Genomic DNA, 16844 nt, shown 5'->3' with positions numbered 1-16844 from the left:
CCTGTCAGCAGGCGACTATTCTCCGGGGCAGGGCGATGGTTGTCGAGAATTCGTATCAGGATCGCCCGCTAAAGTGATGATGGGAAAGTGCATTGGAAAAAATGCTTGCTCCTCCGCTCTGCGGCTCTGTCAGATTCATCTGATGCTGGATACTATGCGCGCCATGCAAATACCCTCTGATCACCCGCTGTTGTTGCGTATCGTCGACGACTTGGCCACCTGTGGCTGGTCGCAGCAGAATATGTTCCTGCCCGAGGCTCTGACCCTCGAACTGGCGGCTGAGTGCCGTAAACGTGCTGAAGAAGGTGAATTGGCCCCTGCGGCGGTCGGGCGCGGCGCGGCCCAGGAAATTCGCGAGGGTATTCGCGGTGATCATATCCAGTGGCTCGAACCTGGCGAGGCCAAGTCCAGTGATAGCTACCTGGGGCTGATGGACAGCCTGCGCGAGGCACTCAATCGGGGCCTGTTCCTCGGCCTCGAGGATTTTGAATGCCACTTTGCCCTCTACCCGCCGGGTGCTTTCTACAAACGCCATGTGGACCGCTTTCACGACGACGACCGACGCATGGTGTCGGCGGTTATCTACCTCAACTCTTCTGAGTGGCTGCCGGAGCATGGCGGGCAATTGCGCATGTACCTGGAGGGCCAGGAACCATACGATGTGGTGCCCGTCGGGGGGCGCCTGGTGGTGTTTCTCTCCAGCGAAGTGCCCCATGAAGTCCTGCCCGCAAGCCGGGAACGCCTGTCCTTGACCGGGTGGTTTCGACGTCGCGGTAACGAGCCGTTTTGATGATGCACAAGATTCTGGTCAGCCGTTGCCTGTTGGGCCATCGCGTACGTTATGACGGCGGTGCCAGTGGTCCGTTCGACCAACTGAGCAGTTGGCTGCAAGAGGGGCGTGTAGTTGCCTTGTGCCCGGAAGTGGCTGGCGGTTTGCCAACGCCACGGGCGGCGGCGGAAATCCCCGGCGGGCAGGGCGTGGAAGTGCTGGAGGGCAAGGCCCGGGTGCTGACCACTGAAGGCGACGATGTCAGCGCCGAGTTCCTGTCCGGTGCCCGGCAGGCTTTAGCGCTGGTGGAGAAGCACGGGATTCGCATTGCCGTGCTCAAGGCCAACAGTCCGTCTTGCGGCAACCTGCTGACCTATGACGGCACATTCAGCGGGACCCGGGTTCAGGGCCAGGGCGTTACCGCTGCGCTGCTACAGCACCACGGTGTGCAAGTCTTCAGTGAGCTGCAATTGCCTGAGGCCGCAGCCGCCCTGGCTGCCCTGGCCTCTTTGTAGGTTTCAGGGCTGAGGATTACTGCCCGGCTTCGGCCTTGGGCGGTTTGCTTGCATCCATGCCGAACCATTTCTCCGAAAGGGCCATCAGTCGCCCATCTGCCTTGATCCGCTGCAGGGCGCTATCGAGGCTCGCCCGGAATGCCGGGTTACCCTTCTGGAAGGGAATCGCCAGGCTCAGGGTCGGCCCGACCTTCGCGCCTTCCTTTACCGGCAGGCGGCTGTCACGAATGGCGTAGGGAATCAGCAGGCGGTCGCTGATGGCTGCGTCGATCTGTTTGTCTGCCACATCCTTGATCGGCTGTTGGGCATCGGCGTAGCTCCGCAGGTTGATCCCTTCCACAGTACGCGCCTGATCGACGAACTGGCTGCCCTGTGCCACGCCCAAGGCCTGGCCGCGCAGGGCCTGCAGGGAAAACAGCGGGCGCTGTTCTTCTTTGCGCACGATCAGTTGGGCGCTGGAGTAACTGTAAGGTTCGCTGAAGTCGAAACGATCCTTGAGTTCTGGAGTCACTGCTATGTGATTGATGGCCACGTCGAACTTGCCGCTCTCGACTCCCGGCAGCAACTCGGCCGACTGGGTCACCACGAAGTCGGCGCGTACGTCCAGCTCGCTGGCCAGCAACTGCCCCAGCTCGACCTCGAAACCGCTGAGCTTGCCGTCATCCTTGAAGTTGAAGGGCGGTGCGTTGGCCTCCAGGGCGATGCGCAGTTCCCCGCGGTCATTGATGTCATCCATCAGTTCGGCTTGAGCGTAAGTGCTCACAAGGGGCAGCAAAAGTATCAGGCCAGGCAGGAAACGCATGGTCACTCCTTGAATTTATATGAGCGATGCGCCGTTCAGGCTCGCTTTGCTAAGGTGTTGAGTGCCTTCGACAACGAATTGCCACGAAGTTGTCATAACCGTAAAAGATTTGCGGAAAAACTGGAGAAGATAATGAAAAATTTTATGTCTTGTGCGGCCCTGGCCGGTCTGTTGCTGGGAACCTCGATGTTGGCCGGCGCTGCGGATATTCCTCGTACTGAAGCACCTGAGGGTGCCAAGGTGTTTATTGTTTCCCCGGCTGACGGGGCTACCGTGGACAAGACCTTCAAGGTCACGTTCGGCGTTGAGGGCATCGCCCTGGCCCCGGCGGGCGACCAGACCGCCCATACCGGTCACCATCACCTGCTGATCGACGTCGATACCCTGCCTGCGGAAAACCTGCCGATCCCAGCCGATGCCAAGCACATTCACTTCGGCAAGGCCCAGACCGAAACCGAAGTGACCCTGACCCCGGGTACGCACACCCTGCAGTTGGAGCTGGGTGACAAGAACCATGTGCCGTTCAACCCGGTGATTGTCTCCAAGAAAATCACAGTGACAGTGAAATAATCGTAAATGCGCGATAAAAAAAGGGAGCCCTTGGGGGCTCCCTTTTTTATCGCGCTACAAGCTGCAAGTCAGAGCGGGCTCTGGGCTTGCTGCTGTTTAGAACAGCACGCGGCAACGGATGGTGCCGTTGATGTGCTGCAGCTTCTCTTGCGCCAGGTCCGAGTACTCGGCGTCGACGTCGATCACCACGTAGCCGACCTTCTCGTTGGTCTGCAGGAACTGACCGGAGATGTTGATGCCGTTTTCGGCGAAGACCTTGTTGATCTCGCTCATCACGCCCGGAATGTTCTCGTGGATGTGCAGCAAGCGGTGCTTGCCAGGGTGGGCCGGCAGCGCCACTTCCGGGAAGTTGACCGAGGATACCGAGGTACCGTTGTCGCTGTACTTGACCAGTTTCTCTGCCACTTCCAGGCCGATGTTGGCCTGGGCTTCAGCGGTGGAACCGCCGATGTGCGGGGTCAGGATCACGTTGTCCAGGCCGCGCAGCGGGCTTTCGAACTCTTCGTCGTTGGAGCGAGGCTCCACCGGGAACACGTCGATGGCTGCGCCGATTAGGTGCTTGTCCTTGATCGCGTCCGCCAGGGCGTCCAGTTCGACCACGGTGCCGCGAGCAGCGTTGATCAGGATCCCGCCTTTCTTGATGGCGCGGATTTCCTTCTCACCGATCATCCACTGGGTGGCAGCGGTCTCTGGAACGTGCAAGGTGACGATGTCGGACATGCCCAGCAAGTCGTGCAGTTTGCCGACCTGAGTGGCGTTGCCCAGCGGCAGCTTGGTTACGGTGTCATAGAAGAACACCTGCATGCCCAAGCCTTCGGCCAGGACCGACAGCTGAGTACCAATGGAGCCGTAACCGACGATACCCAGCTTCTTGCCGCGGATTTCGAAGGAGTTGGCTGCGCTCTTGATCCAGCCGCCACGGTGGCAGGAAGCGTTTTTCTCGGGGATGCCGCGCAGCAGCAAGATGGCCTCGGCCAGCACCAGTTCGGCTACCGAACGGGTGTTGGAGTAAGGCGCGTTGAACACCGCAATGCCGCGCTCGCGAGCAGCAGACAGGTCAACCTGGTTGGTGCCGATGCAGAAACAGCCCACGGCGACCAGTTTCTTCGCGTGGTCGAAGATCTCTTCGGTCAGTTGAGTACGGGAGCGAATACCGATGAAGTGCGCATCGGCGATCTTTTCCTTGAGCTGGGCTTCCGGCAGAGAACCGGTGAGGTACTCGATGCTGGTGTAGCCGGCGGCCTTGAGGACGTCGACAGCGGATTGGTGGACGCCTTCGAGGAGAAGGAACTTGATCTTGCTCTTATCGAGAGAAGTCTTGCTCATCTGCGTAAACCTGTGTCCCGGAGAAAAATGGCAGGGAAGTGGACAGCTTGAGCTGACCTGGGCGGCACGTAAGCCGCCACCGCAGAACGCCCTTGGGCTCTATCCTGCGGGGGCGGTATGCTAGCATACGCGCCCCGCTAAACACTCATTCCTGCGACGTGAAGCGTTCTCAGGATGACCATGAATTGTTCGAGAGTTCTGTCGATGACCAATCCTGCCCTGATTGATGAGCTGAAGACCCTGGTTGAGCCTGGCAAGGTGCTGACCGACGCTGACTCCCTGAATGCTTACGGCAAGGATTGGACCAAGCATTTCGCTCCGGCCCCGACGGCCATCGTGTTTCCGAAAACCACCGAGCAGGTCCAGGCCATCGTGCGTTGGGCCAATCAGCACAAGGTGGCGTTGGTGCCGTCCGGCGGTCGTACCGGGCTCTCGGCCGCTGCAGTGGCCGCCAATGGCGAAGTAGTGGTGTCCTTCGACTACATGAACCAGATTCTCGATCTGAACCTGACTGACCGTACAGCGGTGTGCCAGCCGGGCGTGGTCACCGAGCAGTTGCAGAATCTGGCCGAAGAGAATGGCCTGTATTACCCGGTGGACTTCGCCTCTGCAGGGTCCAGCCAGATTGGCGGCAATATCGGCACCAATGCCGGCGGGATCAAGGTGATTCGCTACGGCATGACCCGCAACTGGGTGGCGGGCATGAAAGTGGTCACCGGCAAGGGTGACCTGCTGGAGCTGAACAGGGACTTGATCAAGAACGCTACCGGCTACGATCTGCGCCAGCTGTTCATCGGCGCGGAAGGCACCCTGGGGTTTGTGGTCGAGGCCACCATGCGCCTGGACCGGGCGCCAAAGAATCTCACCGCAATGGTGCTTGGCACCGCCGACTTCGACTCGATCATGCCGGTGCTGCACGCATTCCAGAACAAGCTTGATCTCACCGCTTTCGAGTTCTTCTCCGACAAGGCCCTGGCCAAGGTCCTGGCACGTGGTGACGTGCCGGCACCGTTCGAGTCCGACTGCCCGTTCTACGCACTGCTGGAATTCGAAGCCACCACCGAGGAAGTGGCCAACCACGCCCTGGAAACCTTCGAGCACTGCGTCGAGCAAGGCTGGGTTCTGGACGGCGTGATGAGCCAGAGTGAAACCCAGCTGCAGAACCTGTGGAAGCTGCGCGAGTACATTTCCGAGACCATCTCCCACTGGACTCCGTACAAGAACGATATTTCGGTCACCGTGTCGAAAGTGCCGGCATTTCTTAAGGAAATCGACGCCATCGTCGGCAAACACTATCCGGATTTCGAAATCGTCTGGTTCGGCCACATCGGCGACGGCAACCTGCACCTGAACATCCTCAAGCCGGACAACCTGAGCAAGGACGAGTTCTTCGCCAAGTGCGCCACGGTGAACAAGTGGGTGTTCGAGACCGTCGAGAAGTACAACGGTTCGATCTCTGCCGAGCACGGTGTGGGCATGACCAAGCGTGACTACCTGACCTACAGCCGTTCGCCGGTGGAGATCGAGTACATGAAGGCGGTCAAGGCGGTGTTCGATCCGAACGGCATCATGAACCCGGGCAAGATCTTCGCTGTTTGAGCCCAAGCAGCGTCCTGATGAAGCACACGAGCAGGAGTCGGTAATGAGCTATCAGCACCAGTATGTCGACGGTACCCGGATTCATTTCCCGGTGGGCAAGGTGGTGTGCATCGGGCGTAACTACGCCGAGCACGCCAAGGAACTGGACAATCCGGTGCCTACCGAGCCCCTGCTGTTTATCAAGCCAGGCAGTTGCGTAGTGCCACTGGAAGGTGGTTTTGCCATTCCCACGGAGCGTGGTTCGGTGCACTACGAAGCGGAAATTGCCGTGCTGATCGGTAAACCGCTGTCCACCAAGCCCAGCCGCGAAGAAGTACTGGATGCCATTTCCGGCTTCGCCCCGGCACTGGACCTGACCCTGCGGGACAAGCAGGCCGAGTTGAAAGCCAAGGGCTTGCCTTGGGAAATCGCCAAGTCGTTCGACGGCGCAGCAGTGATCGCGCCTTTTGTGGTGGGCAGTACCTTTGCCGACCTCACCGACATCGGCATTCGCCTGACTATCAATGGTGAAGTTCGCCAGGACGGTAACAGCAGCATCATGCTCAACCCCATTGTGCCGATGATCCAGTACATGGCCGGCTGTTTTTCGCTGCAGGCCGGCGATGTGATCCTGACCGGCACTCCGGTCGGCGTTGGTCCGCTGAATGTCGGTGATGAGCTGGTACTTGAGTTGCCGGGCGCCAGTCGTTTCACCAGCAGCGTCCGCTGAACCGAATCTTTCTGCGAGTGGCCCGGGAATACCGGACACCTCGCAGAAAGGGTTTTTCCGTTAACTGTTTTTTCACATTTTCTCCGGATAATTCCGAGGCCTATGGTTCGCGGATCTGAAATTCGTGTGCTATTACCTATGGCCGAGCTTCTGGAATCTGTGTGATGGACGCCCCTCCCCTGCCCAAACCCCTTCCCGCCCGTCGTCTGCACATACGCATGCGTTGGTACTCCTGGCTGCTGCTGGCTGGGGTGATCTGCTATGGCATTGCCAATATCCTGCATTGGGATGACCGAGGTGCGCTCTGGGTACAGGAAGGTTTTGTCAGTCCTGCCGAGCGCAGTGCCAGCGTCTGGTTGCCCGCTTATCGCGCCGTCATCGATGCCAAGCTGTTGCCGGGTATGGAGCGTGATGAAGCTTCCGACCTTTCTTACAGCCCGCAGACCAAAACCTTGTTCTCGGTGATGGGCAAGTATCCGTTCCTGGTGGAGCTGACCCTGAACGGCGACGTCCTGCGCAAGATCCCCCTGGTGGGCTGGAGCAACCCTGAAGGGGTGGCGGTCATGGAGAATGGCCTGCTGGCGATTGTCGATGAGCGTGAGCACTCGTTGGTGATCGTCAAGGTCGATGGCGATACCAAAGAGCTGAATATCAAAGACTTCCCAAGCTATGACCTGGGCCCCTCGAAGAACCAGAACAAGGCCTTTGAAGCGGTGGCCTGGAACCCACGCAAGCAGCAGTTGCTGCTGGGCGAGGAGCGTCCGCCGGCGCTGTTCACCTGGAGCAGCGACGGTAGCCAGGTGCTCAAGGGCGACAAGCAGAAACTGCCTAGCGATGAGCTTGACCTGCGTAACCTCTCGGCCTTGGCCATCGATCCGCGCACCGGTCATACCTTGGTGTTGTCCGCAGATTCCCATCTGCTGCTGGAGTTGGACGAGCAGGGTGAACAGGTCAGTTTCATGGCCTTGCTCGGCGGCTTCAACGGCTTGAAAAGTACCATTCCCCGGGCCGAAGGTGTGGCCATGGACGAAGCGGGCAATCTGTATATGGTCAGTGAGCCCAATCTGTTCTATCGCTTCGAGAAGCAATGAATCCCTGGTCCGGCAGCCTTGCCGGACCGCGGATTAAGCTTGAATTCAGTCGGCTGTGATATTCCGTCCGCCTGTTCTGATTTCGAGCCTGTGCGCCATGTATCGCCTGACCCGCTTCCAACCCCTTTACCTGATCCTCGGTCTGCTGGCCGTGCTGCTCGCAGTGTTCGTTCATAACCACCGATTGTGGCAACGCGCCTGGTTTGATTGGCAATCCTACTGGCAAGTGACGGCTGCGCAGTCCCTGGGCCTGGGCGATTATCGGGTGGTGCTTGAGGCGCAACCCATCGAGGGCCTGGATGAAGTCTCGGCACTGACCTACGACCCGTTGCGCAACAGCCTGTTCACCGTGACCAACAAGAATGCCGAGCTGATTGAGCTGTCACTGGATGGGCAGATTTTGCGGCGCATTGCCTTGGTGGGTTTCAGTGATCCCGAGGCGGTGGAATTCATCAGCGCCAATACCTATGTGATCAGCGATGAACGCCAGCAACGGCTGATCAAGATCCAGCTGCAGGAGGCAACGACGACGGTGGATGCAGCAGCGGCCGAGCAGATCACCCTTGGCGTGCACCTCGCGGGTAACAAGGGGTTTGAGGGGTTGGCCTACGATTCACAGGGCAAGCGTCTGTTCGTCGCCAAGGAGCGCGACCCGATGCTGATTTATGAAGTGCAGGGGTTTCCCCATGACAACCCGGACAAATCCTACGGGGTGCATGTAGTGAACAATCCCAAGCGCGATGCCGGGTTGTTTGTGCGCGACCTCTCCAGCCTGCAATACGATGAGCGCAGTGGCCATCTTCTGGCCTTGTCGGACGAATCTCGCCTGGTGCTGGAGTTGGATGTCGAAGGTCGCCCGTTGAGCACGTTGGCGCTGGGCAAAGGCCGGCAGGGCTTGAGCAAGGCGGTACCCCAGGCGGAAGGAATGGCCATGGATGACGCCGGCACCCTGTACCTGGTGAGCGAGCCGAATCTGTTCTACGTCTTCAAGAAGCCTGAGCTGTAGCGGCTTGTGCAGGCCGGGGTGACAGACAGCCTCAGGCCTTGAGGGTCTTCACGCCTTCGGCAGTGCCCAGCAGCAACACGTCCGCAGGACGCGCAGCGAACAGGCCGTTGGTGACCACGCCGACAATGGCATTGATCTGGCTTTCCAGCTCCACCGGGTTGGTGATCTGCATGTTGTACACATCGAGGATGATGTTGCCGTTGTCGGTGGTTACACCTTCGCGATACACCGGATCGCCGCCCAATTTCACCAGCTCACGGGCCACGTGGCTACGGGCCATGGGAATCACTTCCACGGGCAGTGGGAAGTTGCCCAGTACCGGTACCAGCTTGCTGGCGTCGGCGATGCAGATGAAGGTCTTGGCCACGGCGGCGACAATCTTTTCCCGGGTCAGGGCGGCGCCGCCGCCTTTGATCAGGTTCAGGTGCTCGTCGCTCTCGTCGGCGCCGTCGATGTAGAACTCCAGGTCGCTGACGGTGTTGAGCTCATACACCGGAATCCCATGGCCCTTGAGGCGCGCGGCGGTGGCTTCGGAGCTGGCGACTGCGCCGTCGAATGCGCCTTTGTGCAGGGCCAGGGCGTCGATGAAGCAGTTGGCGGTAGAGCCGGTGCCGACCCCGACGATGCTCTTGTCATCGAGTTTCGGGAGGATAAGGTCGACGGCGGCCTGGGCGACTGCCTGTTTGAGTTGATCCTGGGTCATGCGGGCTCCGAAGCGGGCAAGGGGGGCACAAAGCAGGCTGTGTGAAAACTGCTGCGTTCGACAATAAGGCGTTAAAAGCAGGCTCGGAATGCTCATTTAGGCCACTAAACTCCGCTTCCTCCCTGTTTTTGCCTTGTCTTGCCTTCACTCGCGACGTTTTCACACAGTCTGCAAAGGCCGGCATTATAGGCGCCGTCGCAAGTCAGGTCATTGCCCGTTTGGCTAATCGGCCGGGAGTGGCGGGGCGTGTGCGGCGTGAAGGGAGGCAGGCCAGGGGGCGGCTAAAACCTCTGGATTCGTGTGGTCGCCCGGGCAAACGCTGGGTTAGACTCCCTGGCCCTGCCCAACCCGCCCAGTGATGCTTTCCGATGCTCGAACAGTACGTTAAGAAAATCCTCACCTCGCGCGTTTATGACGTTGCCGTAGAAACCCCATTGCAGACTGCCCGCCAGCTCTCCGAGCGGCTGGGCAATCAGATCTGGCTCAAGCGTGAAGACTTGCAGCCGGTGTTCTCGTTCAAGATTCGCGGCGCCTACAACAAACTGACCCAGCTCACCGAGGCCGAGCGCGCCCGTGGCGTGGTCACTGCATCGGCGGGCAATCATGCCCAGGGCCTGGCCCTGGCGGCCAAGGTGTTGGGGGTCAAGGCGACTATCGTGATGCCCAAGACCACTCCGGAGATCAAGGTCGAAGGCGTGCGTTCGCGTGGCGGCAAAGTGTTGCTGCACGGCGACACTTTTCCGGAAGCGCTGGCCTACTCGCTGAAGCTGGTGGACGAAAAAGGCTACGTCTATATCCACCCCTACGATGATCCTCACACCATTGCCGGGCAGGGTACGGTGGCCATGGAGATTCTGCGTCAGCACCCGGGGCCGCTGGATGCGATTTTCGTTCCGGTGGGCGGCGGCGGGCTGATCGCTGGCATCGCCGCCTACGTGAAGTACCTGCGTCCTGAGATCAAGATCATCGGTGTCGAGCCGGATGACTCCAACTGCCTGCAAGCGGCCATGGCCGCAGGCGAGCGAGTGGTGCTGCCGACCGTGGGTATCTTCGCCGACGGGGTGGCGGTGGCGCAGATCGGCCAGCACACCTTCGATATCTGCAAGGATTACGTCGATGAAGTGATCACCGTCAGCACCGACGAGATCTGCGCGGCGATCAAGGATATCTACGACGATACCCGCTCGATCACCGAGCCTGCCGGCGCCTTGGGTGTGGCCGGGATCAAGAAGTATGTCGAGCAGCGCGGCATCACCGGGCAGACCCTGGTGGCCATCGACTCCGGCGCCAACGTCAACTTCGATCGCCTGCGCCATGTGGCCGAGCGCGCCGAGTTGGGTGAGGGCCGTGAAGCCATCATCGCCGTAACCATTCCCGAGAAGCCCGGCAGCTTCAAGGCGTTCTGCGAGGCCGTGGGCAAGCGCCAGATTACCGAGTTCAACTACCGCTACAACACCGGTAGCGAGGCCCATATTTTCGTTGGCGTGCAGACCCACCCGGAAAACGATCCGCGCAGTGCCTTGATCGCCAGTCTGACCGAGCAGGGTTTCCCGGTGATCGACCTGACCGACAACGAGTTGGCCAAGCTGCACATCCGCTATATGGTCGGCGGCCACGCGGAGAAGGTCAGCGACGAAGTGGTGCTGCGTTTCGAGTTCCCGGAGCGTCCGGGGGCCCTGTTCAACTTCCTCAACAAGCTGGGTGGGCGCTGGAACATCTCGATGTTCCATTACCGTAACCACGGCGCGGCAGATGGCCGGGTGGTCGCCGGCCTGCAAGTGCCGGCCGATGAGCGTCATCTGGTGCCGGCGGCCCTGGAGCAGATCGGCTATCCATACTGGGATGAAAGCGATAACCCGGCGTATCAGTTGTTCCTCGGTTGAACGACTACGCTGAGGATCGAAGCCTTAAGGAAGCGAAAACATGGAAACACTGACCACGCTGAAGACCCTTCATATGCTGGCCACCGTGCTGCTGCTAGGCAGTGCGTTGGGGCTGGCGATCTGGGTTTGGCGCTTGCGCCGCCAGGGTGATGCGACGGTATACAGCCGGATCTTGCATCGTCCGGGGCTGTTCGGCTGGCTGCTGCTGGCGCTCGGCTTGCTGAGCCTGCCGTTTACTGGCTGGTGGATGGTGCACCTGGTGGGCTGGCCGCTGGGGCAGACCTGGATCCTGGCTTCCAGTGTGCTTTACACCCTGGGTGCCCTGGCTTGGTTATGGCTCATGGTGCGGCTCAATCGCCTGCGGGTGGCCAAGGCCGCCAGTGGTTTGACCTTCACCCTGGTGCTGGCCGTCTTCAGCGTCGTGTGTTTTGTGGCCATTGCCGGCCTCATGGGCGCCAAGCCGGTCTGACCCGGCGTAAATTCTAAGGATTGTCATGAAGGTTGTTCTGGTGGGGGCCACAGGGTTTGTCGGCCGCCATCTGCTGGCGGCGTTGCACGCCGCCGGTCATCAGTTGATCGCCACCAGTCGTTATCCACAGTCCCGGAGCTTGCCGGGAGTGGAATGGCTGTCACTGGATCTTGATCGTCTGGGGCTTGAATCACAGCCCTTTGTCTTACCTGCCGATACCGACCTGCTGATCAACGCCGCCGGGTTGTTGAGCAGCGACGCGCCATCGCTGACCCTGACTCAGGATCTGGGCACTCGTGCGCTGTTCGACCTGGCTGCGGTCCGGGGTGTGCCAGTGCTGCAGATTTCTGCCTTGGGCGCAGGGGCCCAGCCAGATGTGCCATTCCTGGCGAGCAAGGCGGCTGCGGATGATTACCTGCTGCGCCTGAATATCCCGGCGGTGGTGTTGCGTCCATCGCTGGTGCTTGGCGCCGGCGGGGCCAGCAGTCGTTGGCTGGCACGCCTGTCGCCCTGGCCGCTGATCCCGTTGTTGTCCTCCAAGGCGCAGATTCAGCCCTTGCATGTGGATGATCTGTGTGCGGCCGTATTGGCCCTGCTCAGGCAGTGGCCGCAAGAATCCATGGTGCTGCCTTTGGTGGGGCCTGAGCGGATGACCATGGCGCAGTTACTGGATCACCTGCGCGCGGCTCAAGGCTGGGCCCCGGCGCGTTATTTCCAGCTCCCCTCAGCCTTGTTGACGTCGGTGAGCGAGGTGGGTGATCGCTTGGGTTGGAGAGCACTGAACTGCCAAACCCTGAGCATGGCCCGGCGGGATAGTCTGGCGTCTCCCGAGGTGCTGGCAGCAGTCTGCGGATATCACGCGGCGCCCCTGGCAACACGCCTGCAAGACTGGCCGCAGGCAGCGCAAAGCGTTCAATTGGCCCTGCGGCCATTGCTGCTGGCGGTCATGGTGCTGATCTGGTTGGGTACCGCGCTGGTGTGCATCGGCCCTGGCTACGACTGGGGCCTGCGGATCATGGCCGAGGCCGGGGTGCAAGGCGTTTGGGCGGTGTTGGCGGTGATCGGTGGATCACTGTGTGATGCCGTTCTGGGTATCGGCCTGCTGCTGCGGCGTTGGCGTCGGCGAGCCCTGCAGGCGCAACTGCTGCTGATGTTCGGCTACACCCTGATCATCAGCCTGATCCTGCCGCATTTCTGGTTTGACCCTTATGCCGCCGTAGCCAAGAACCTGGTGTTGATGGTGGCGACCCTTTGGCTGTTGTGGACCGAACCTCGCCGATGAGCGCTTATCTGCTGTTGAAAACCCTGCATATCCTGTCCTCGACCATTCTCTTCGGTCTGGGTGCGGGCTCGGCTTACTACGCGCTGCGGGCGTGGCGCAGCGGCAAGCTGGAAGTGATAGCCGTGACCTTCAAGCACCTGGTGTTCGCCGATTGGGCTTTTACTGCCACCACCGCGGTGTTCCAGCCGCTGAGCGGGCTGGGGCTGGTGCATCTGGCGGGCTGGCCGATCCAGCAAGCCTGGCTGATGTGGAGCCTGGGGCTCTACGTGCTGGCGGGGCTGTGCTGGTTGCCGGTGGTCTGGTTGCAGATTCGCGTGCACAAGATGGCTGAGCAGGCGTTGCGGGATGGGACGCCGATGCCGTTGCAGGCAGGTCTGTATATGCGTTGGTGGTTCGCCTTGGGGTGGCCGGCGTTTCTGGCCTTCATGGCGATTTTCTATTTGATGGTGGCCAAGCCGGCTTAGGGTCGGCTCAGCCTCTTCGCTGACAAGCCAGCTCCTGCAACAACCTGTAGGAGCCAGCTTGCCGGAGACCTGCTTAATTGCGCAGGGTGATCACCTGCCAGCCGCGCTTGTGTGCTTCAGCTTGCAGGTTCGGGTCAGGATCGACGGCCACCGCGGTGGTCACTTGCTCCAGCAGCGGCAGGTCGTTCATCGAGTCGCTGTAGAAGTAGCTGTCCTCCAGGCTATGTCCGGTTTCCTCCAGCCAGCGCTTGAGACGAGTGACCTTGCCTTCGCGAAAGCACGGCACGTCGGTGCTGCGCCCGGTGTAGCGGCCGTCGTGCATTTCGCATTCGGTGGCGATCAGGGTTTCGACCCCCAGGCGCTCGGCAATCGGTGCAGTGACGAAGCGGTTGGTAGCGGTAATGATCACCAGCTTGTCGCCGGCATCACGGTGCTTGGCCAGCAGTGCCAGGGCCTTGGGCAGGACAATCGGCTCGATGCAGTCGCGCATGTAGTCGCTGTGCCATTGTTCGAGCACGGCCATTTCGGTGCGGCCGAGGATTTCCAGGCAGAAGTTCAGGTAGGCAGCGTTGTCGAGCTTGCCGGCCAGGTAGTCCTGGTAGAACTCGTCATTGCGGGTCTTGTAGGCGATGGGATCGAGGAAGCCCCGTTCACACAGGTAGTCGCCCCAGGCGTGGTCGCTGTCGCCGCCCAAAAGCGTGTTGTCCAAGTCGAATAAAGCCAGGCGCATTGCAGTTACTCGCTGAAAAGTCACGGAGAAAGGGGCCCAGAATACGGTCTTTTCACAAGAGTGCACATAAGCTGAGCAGCCTCGTTGCTGCATTCCCAAGCTTTGTGGAACAATGCGGCGACATGCGTTTGCGAGGTTGTAGCCGTGATCGACCCCGATGGTTTCCGCCCCAATGTCGGGATCATTCTGACCAATGATGCCGGACAGGTGCTATGGGCTCGCCGTATCAATCAAGACGCTTGGCAGTTTCCTCAAGGGGGCATCAACCCCGACGAGACGCCGGAAGACGCCTTGTACCGCGAGTTGAACGAAGAAGTGGGTCTGGAGCGCGAAGATGTGCAAATTCTCGCCTGCACCCGGGGCTGGTTGCGCTATCGTTTGCCGCAGCGTCTGGTCAGGACCCACAGCCAGCCGCTGTGCATCGGCCAGAAACAGAAATGGTTTCTCCTGCGCCTGATCTCCAACGAGCAGCGGGTGCGGATGGATTTGACCGGTAAACCGGAATTCGATGGCTGGCGCTGGGTCAGTTATTGGTATCCGTTGGGCCAGGTGGTGACATTCAAGCGCGAAGTGTATCGCCGCGCTCTCAAAGAGCTTGCCCCGCGCCTTTTAGTGCGCGACTGACGACGGAGTTCGACCCCGAGCCATGCTCAATACGCTGCGCAAGATCGTCCAGGAAGTTAACTCCGCCAAGGATCTCAAGGCGGCGTTGGGGATTATTGTATTGCGCGTCAAAGAGGCCATGGGCAGCCAGGTCTGCTCGGTCTATCTGCTGGACCCGGAAACCAACCGCTTCGTGCTGATGGCCACCGAGGGCTTGAACAAGCGCTCCATCGGCAAGGTCAGCATGGCCCCCAACGAAGGCCTGGTAGGCCTGGTGGGCACCCGGGAAGAACCCCTCAACCTGGAAAACGCTGCCGATCACCCGCGCTACCGCTACTTTGCTGAAACCGGTGAAGAGCGCTACGCCTCGTTCCTCGGCGCCCCGATCATTCACCACCGCCGCGTAGTCGGCGTTCTGGTCATCCAGCAGAAGGAGCGTCGTCAGTTCGACGAGGGCGAAGAAGCCTTCCTGGTGACCATGAGCGCGCAACTGGCCGGGGTAATTGCCCATGCCGAGGCCACCGGCTCGATCCGCGGCCTGGGGCGCCAGGGCAAGGGTATCCAGGAGGCCAAGTTCGTTGGTGTGCCGGGCTCCCCCGGTGCCGCGGTAGGCAGTGCGGTGGTGATGTTGCCGCCGGCCGACCTGGACGTGGTGCCGGACAAATACATCACCGACATCGACGCCGAGCTGGGGCTGTTCAAGACCGCCCTGGAAGGGGTGCGCGCCGATATGCGGGCGCTGTCGGAAAAACTCGCTACCCAACTGCGCCCGGAAGAGCGCGCGCTGTTCGACGTCTACCTGATGATGCTCGACGACGCCTCCCTGGGCAGCGAAGTGAAAACCGTGATCAAGACCGGGCAATGGGCCCAGGGCGCGTTGCGCCAGGTGGTCACCGATCACGTCAACCGTTTTGAACTGATGGACGACGCCTACCTGCGTGAGCGTGCGTCGGACGTCAAGGACCTGGGGCGCCGGCTCCTGGCCTATCTGCAGGAAGAGCGCCAGCAGACCCTGGTCTACCCCGACAACACCATCCTGGTCAGTGAAGAGCTGACCCCGGCCATGCTTGGCGAAGTGCCGGAAGGCAAGCTGGTGGGGTTGGTCTCGGTACTGGGTTCGGGCAACTCCCACGTGGCGATCCTGGCCCGGGCCATGGGCATCCCGACGGTCATGGGCCTGGTCGACCTGCCGTACTCCAAGGTCGACGGCATCCAGATGATCGTCGATGGCTACCACGGCGAGGTCTACACCAACCCCAGCGACGTGCTGCGCAAGCAATTCGCCGATGTGGTGGAAGAAGAGCGGCAACTGGCCCAGGGCCTGGACGCGCTGCGTGATCTGCCCTGCGTGACCCTGGACGGCCACCGTATGCCGCTGTGGGTCAACACCGGCTTGCTGGCCGATGTGGCTCGGGCGCAGAAGCGCGGGGCCGAGGGCGTCGGGCTGTACCGCACCGAAGTGCCGTTCATGATCAACCAGCGTTTCCCCAGCGAGAAAGAGCAGCTGGCGATCTATCGCGAACAACTGGCGGCTTTTCATCCGCAGCCAGTGACCATGCGTAGCCTGGATATCGGTGGCGACAAGTCGCTGTCGTATTTCCCGATCAAGGAAGACAACCCGTTCCTGGGCTGGCGCGGTATCCGCGTAACCCTCGACCACCCGGAGATCTTCCTGGTGCAGGCCCGGGCCATGCTCAAGGCCAGTGAAGGCCTGAACAACCTGCGCATCCTGCTGCCGATGATTTCCGGTATCCATGAGCTGGAAGAGGCCCTGCACCTGATCCACCGTGCCTGGGGCGAAGTGCGCGATGAAGGCACCGACGTGCCGATGCCTCCAGTGGGGGTGATGATCGAGATTCCGGCGGCGGTGTACCAGACCAAGGAACTGGCACGGCAGGTGGACTTCCTTTCAGTGGGCTCCAACGACCTGACCCAATACCTGCTGGCGGTGGACCGCAACAACCCGCGGGTCGCCGATCTCTACGACTACCTGCACCCGGCTGTGTTGCAAGCCCTGCAGAACGTGGTGCGCGATGCCCATGCCGAGGGCAAGCCGGTGAGTATCTGTGGCGAGATGGCCGGTGATCCGGCGGCAGCGGTGCTGTTGATGGCCATGGGTTTTGACAGCCTGTCGATGAACGCCACCAACTTGCCGAAAGTGAAGTGGATGCTGCGTCAGATCAACCTGAGCAAGGCCAAGGAACTCCTGGCCGAGATGATGACCATCGACAACCCGCAAGTTATCCACAGCTCGCTGCAATTGGCGCTGAAGAAGCTCGGGTTGGCACGAATGATCAACCCGGCTTCGAGCAAGACCCTCTAA

General features: G+C 60.7%; 17 protein-coding genes. 13 read left to right on the top strand and 4 right to left on the bottom strand.

The features are described from left to right. The first annotated feature begins 154 nt into the window (after positions 1–154). Both GV818_RS02990 and GV818_RS02985 read left to right on the top strand, forming a co-directional pair. Positions 155–790, top strand: coding sequence for a 2OG-Fe(II) oxygenase (locus GV818_RS02990; protein ID WP_161775825.1), 636 nt, complete (start codon positions 155–157; stop codon positions 788–790). Between the two features lie 2 nt (positions 791–792). Continuing rightward, entirely contained in the window at positions 793–1284 is a 492-nt protein-coding gene (locus tag GV818_RS02985) for a DUF523 domain-containing protein (RefSeq protein WP_161775824.1), read from the top strand. A 16-nt stretch (positions 1285–1300) separates the two neighbouring features. Here GV818_RS02985 and GV818_RS02980 read toward each other — a convergent pair whose 3' ends face one another. Then, positions 1301–2086, bottom strand: a complete 786-nt coding sequence (locus GV818_RS02980) for a transporter substrate-binding domain-containing protein (RefSeq protein ID WP_161753096.1) — start codon at positions 2084–2086, stop codon at positions 1301–1303. 132 nt (positions 2087–2218) lie between these two features. Here GV818_RS02980 and GV818_RS02975 point away from each other — a divergent pair, with 132 nt between their 5' ends. Continuing rightward, positions 2219–2656, top strand: coding sequence for a DUF4399 domain-containing protein (locus GV818_RS02975; RefSeq protein WP_161753098.1), 438 nt, complete (start codon positions 2219–2221; stop codon positions 2654–2656). 96 nt (positions 2657–2752) lie between these two features. Here GV818_RS02975 and serA read toward each other — a convergent pair whose 3' ends face one another. Further along, positions 2753–3982, bottom strand: coding sequence for a phosphoglycerate dehydrogenase (gene serA / locus GV818_RS02970; RefSeq protein ID WP_161753100.1), 1230 nt, complete (start codon positions 3980–3982; stop codon positions 2753–2755). Between the two features lie 204 nt (positions 3983–4186). On the opposite strand from serA, the gene GV818_RS02965 reads away from it, so the two are divergent. The 4 genes from GV818_RS02965 to GV818_RS02950 all read left to right on the top strand — a co-directional run bounded on the left by GV818_RS02965 (position 4187) and on the right by GV818_RS02950 (position 8387). Next, positions 4187–5581, top strand: coding sequence for an FAD-binding oxidoreductase (locus GV818_RS02965; protein WP_161775781.1), 1395 nt, complete (start codon positions 4187–4189; stop codon positions 5579–5581). 43 nt (positions 5582–5624) lie between these two features. Next, entirely contained in the window at positions 5625–6290 is a 666-nt protein-coding gene (locus GV818_RS02960; RefSeq protein ID WP_161753104.1) for a fumarylacetoacetate hydrolase family protein, read from the top strand. Between the two features lie 164 nt (positions 6291–6454). After that, positions 6455–7381, top strand: a complete 927-nt coding sequence (locus GV818_RS02955) for an SdiA-regulated domain-containing protein (protein WP_161775780.1) — start codon at positions 6455–6457, stop codon at positions 7379–7381. A gap of 97 nt (positions 7382–7478) precedes the next feature. Continuing rightward, positions 7479–8387, top strand: a complete 909-nt coding sequence (locus GV818_RS02950; protein WP_161775779.1) for an SdiA-regulated domain-containing protein — start codon at positions 7479–7481, stop codon at positions 8385–8387. Positions 8388–8418: 31 nt separating this feature from the next. On the opposite strand, the gene rpiA is transcribed toward GV818_RS02950, so the two are convergent. Beyond that, positions 8419–9090 (bottom strand): ribose-5-phosphate isomerase RpiA, encoded by a 672-nt coding sequence (rpiA, locus tag GV818_RS02945; RefSeq protein WP_161775778.1) that lies wholly within the window; start codon positions 9088–9090, stop codon positions 8419–8421. A gap of 368 nt (positions 9091–9458) precedes the next feature. Between rpiA and ilvA the strand changes: the two genes are divergently transcribed. From ilvA to GV818_RS02925, 4 genes are read left to right on the top strand one after another with little or no spacing between them, the layout of a single operon-like run. Then, positions 9459–10973, top strand: coding sequence for a threonine ammonia-lyase, biosynthetic (gene ilvA / locus GV818_RS02940; protein WP_161758684.1), 1515 nt, complete (start codon positions 9459–9461; stop codon positions 10971–10973). A gap of 40 nt (positions 10974–11013) precedes the next feature. Beyond that, positions 11014–11442: a DUF2269 family protein gene (locus GV818_RS02935; protein WP_161758683.1), complete on the top strand. Its 429-nt coding sequence runs from the start codon at positions 11014–11016 to the stop codon at positions 11440–11442. 25 nt (positions 11443–11467) lie between these two features. Then, the gene (locus tag GV818_RS02930; RefSeq protein WP_161758682.1) at positions 11468–12724 is read left to right on the top strand and encodes an SDR family oxidoreductase; all 1257 of its coding nucleotides are present in this window, start codon (positions 11468–11470) and stop codon (positions 12722–12724) included. Further along, positions 12721–13188 (top strand): DUF2269 family protein, encoded by a 468-nt coding sequence (locus GV818_RS02925; RefSeq protein ID WP_161758681.1) that lies wholly within the window; start codon positions 12721–12723, stop codon positions 13186–13188. The genes GV818_RS02930 and GV818_RS02925 overlap by 4 nt, the downstream gene beginning before the upstream one ends. A 73-nt stretch (positions 13189–13261) precedes the next feature. On the opposite strand, the gene GV818_RS02920 is transcribed toward GV818_RS02925, so the two are convergent. Next, positions 13262–13918: an HAD family hydrolase gene (locus GV818_RS02920; RefSeq protein ID WP_161758680.1), complete on the bottom strand. Its 657-nt coding sequence runs from the start codon at positions 13916–13918 to the stop codon at positions 13262–13264. A gap of 144 nt (positions 13919–14062) precedes the next feature. Between GV818_RS02920 and GV818_RS02915 the strand changes: the two genes are divergently transcribed. Both GV818_RS02915 and ptsP read left to right on the top strand, forming a co-directional pair. Beyond that, positions 14063–14542, top strand: a complete 480-nt coding sequence (locus GV818_RS02915) for an RNA pyrophosphohydrolase (protein ID WP_011064073.1) — start codon at positions 14063–14065, stop codon at positions 14540–14542. Positions 14543–14564: 22 nt separating this feature from the next. Next, entirely contained in the window at positions 14565–16844 is a 2280-nt protein-coding gene (gene ptsP / locus GV818_RS02910) for a phosphoenolpyruvate--protein phosphotransferase (protein WP_161758679.1), read from the top strand.

It is taken from the genome of Pseudomonas sp. Fl4BN1 (assembly GCF_009908285.1).
Taxonomy (GTDB): domain Bacteria; phylum Pseudomonadota; class Gammaproteobacteria; order Pseudomonadales; family Pseudomonadaceae; genus Aquipseudomonas.
The sequence above is the reverse complement of the archived record's forward strand: the minus strand, read 5'-3'. Positions and strand labels throughout refer to the sequence as shown.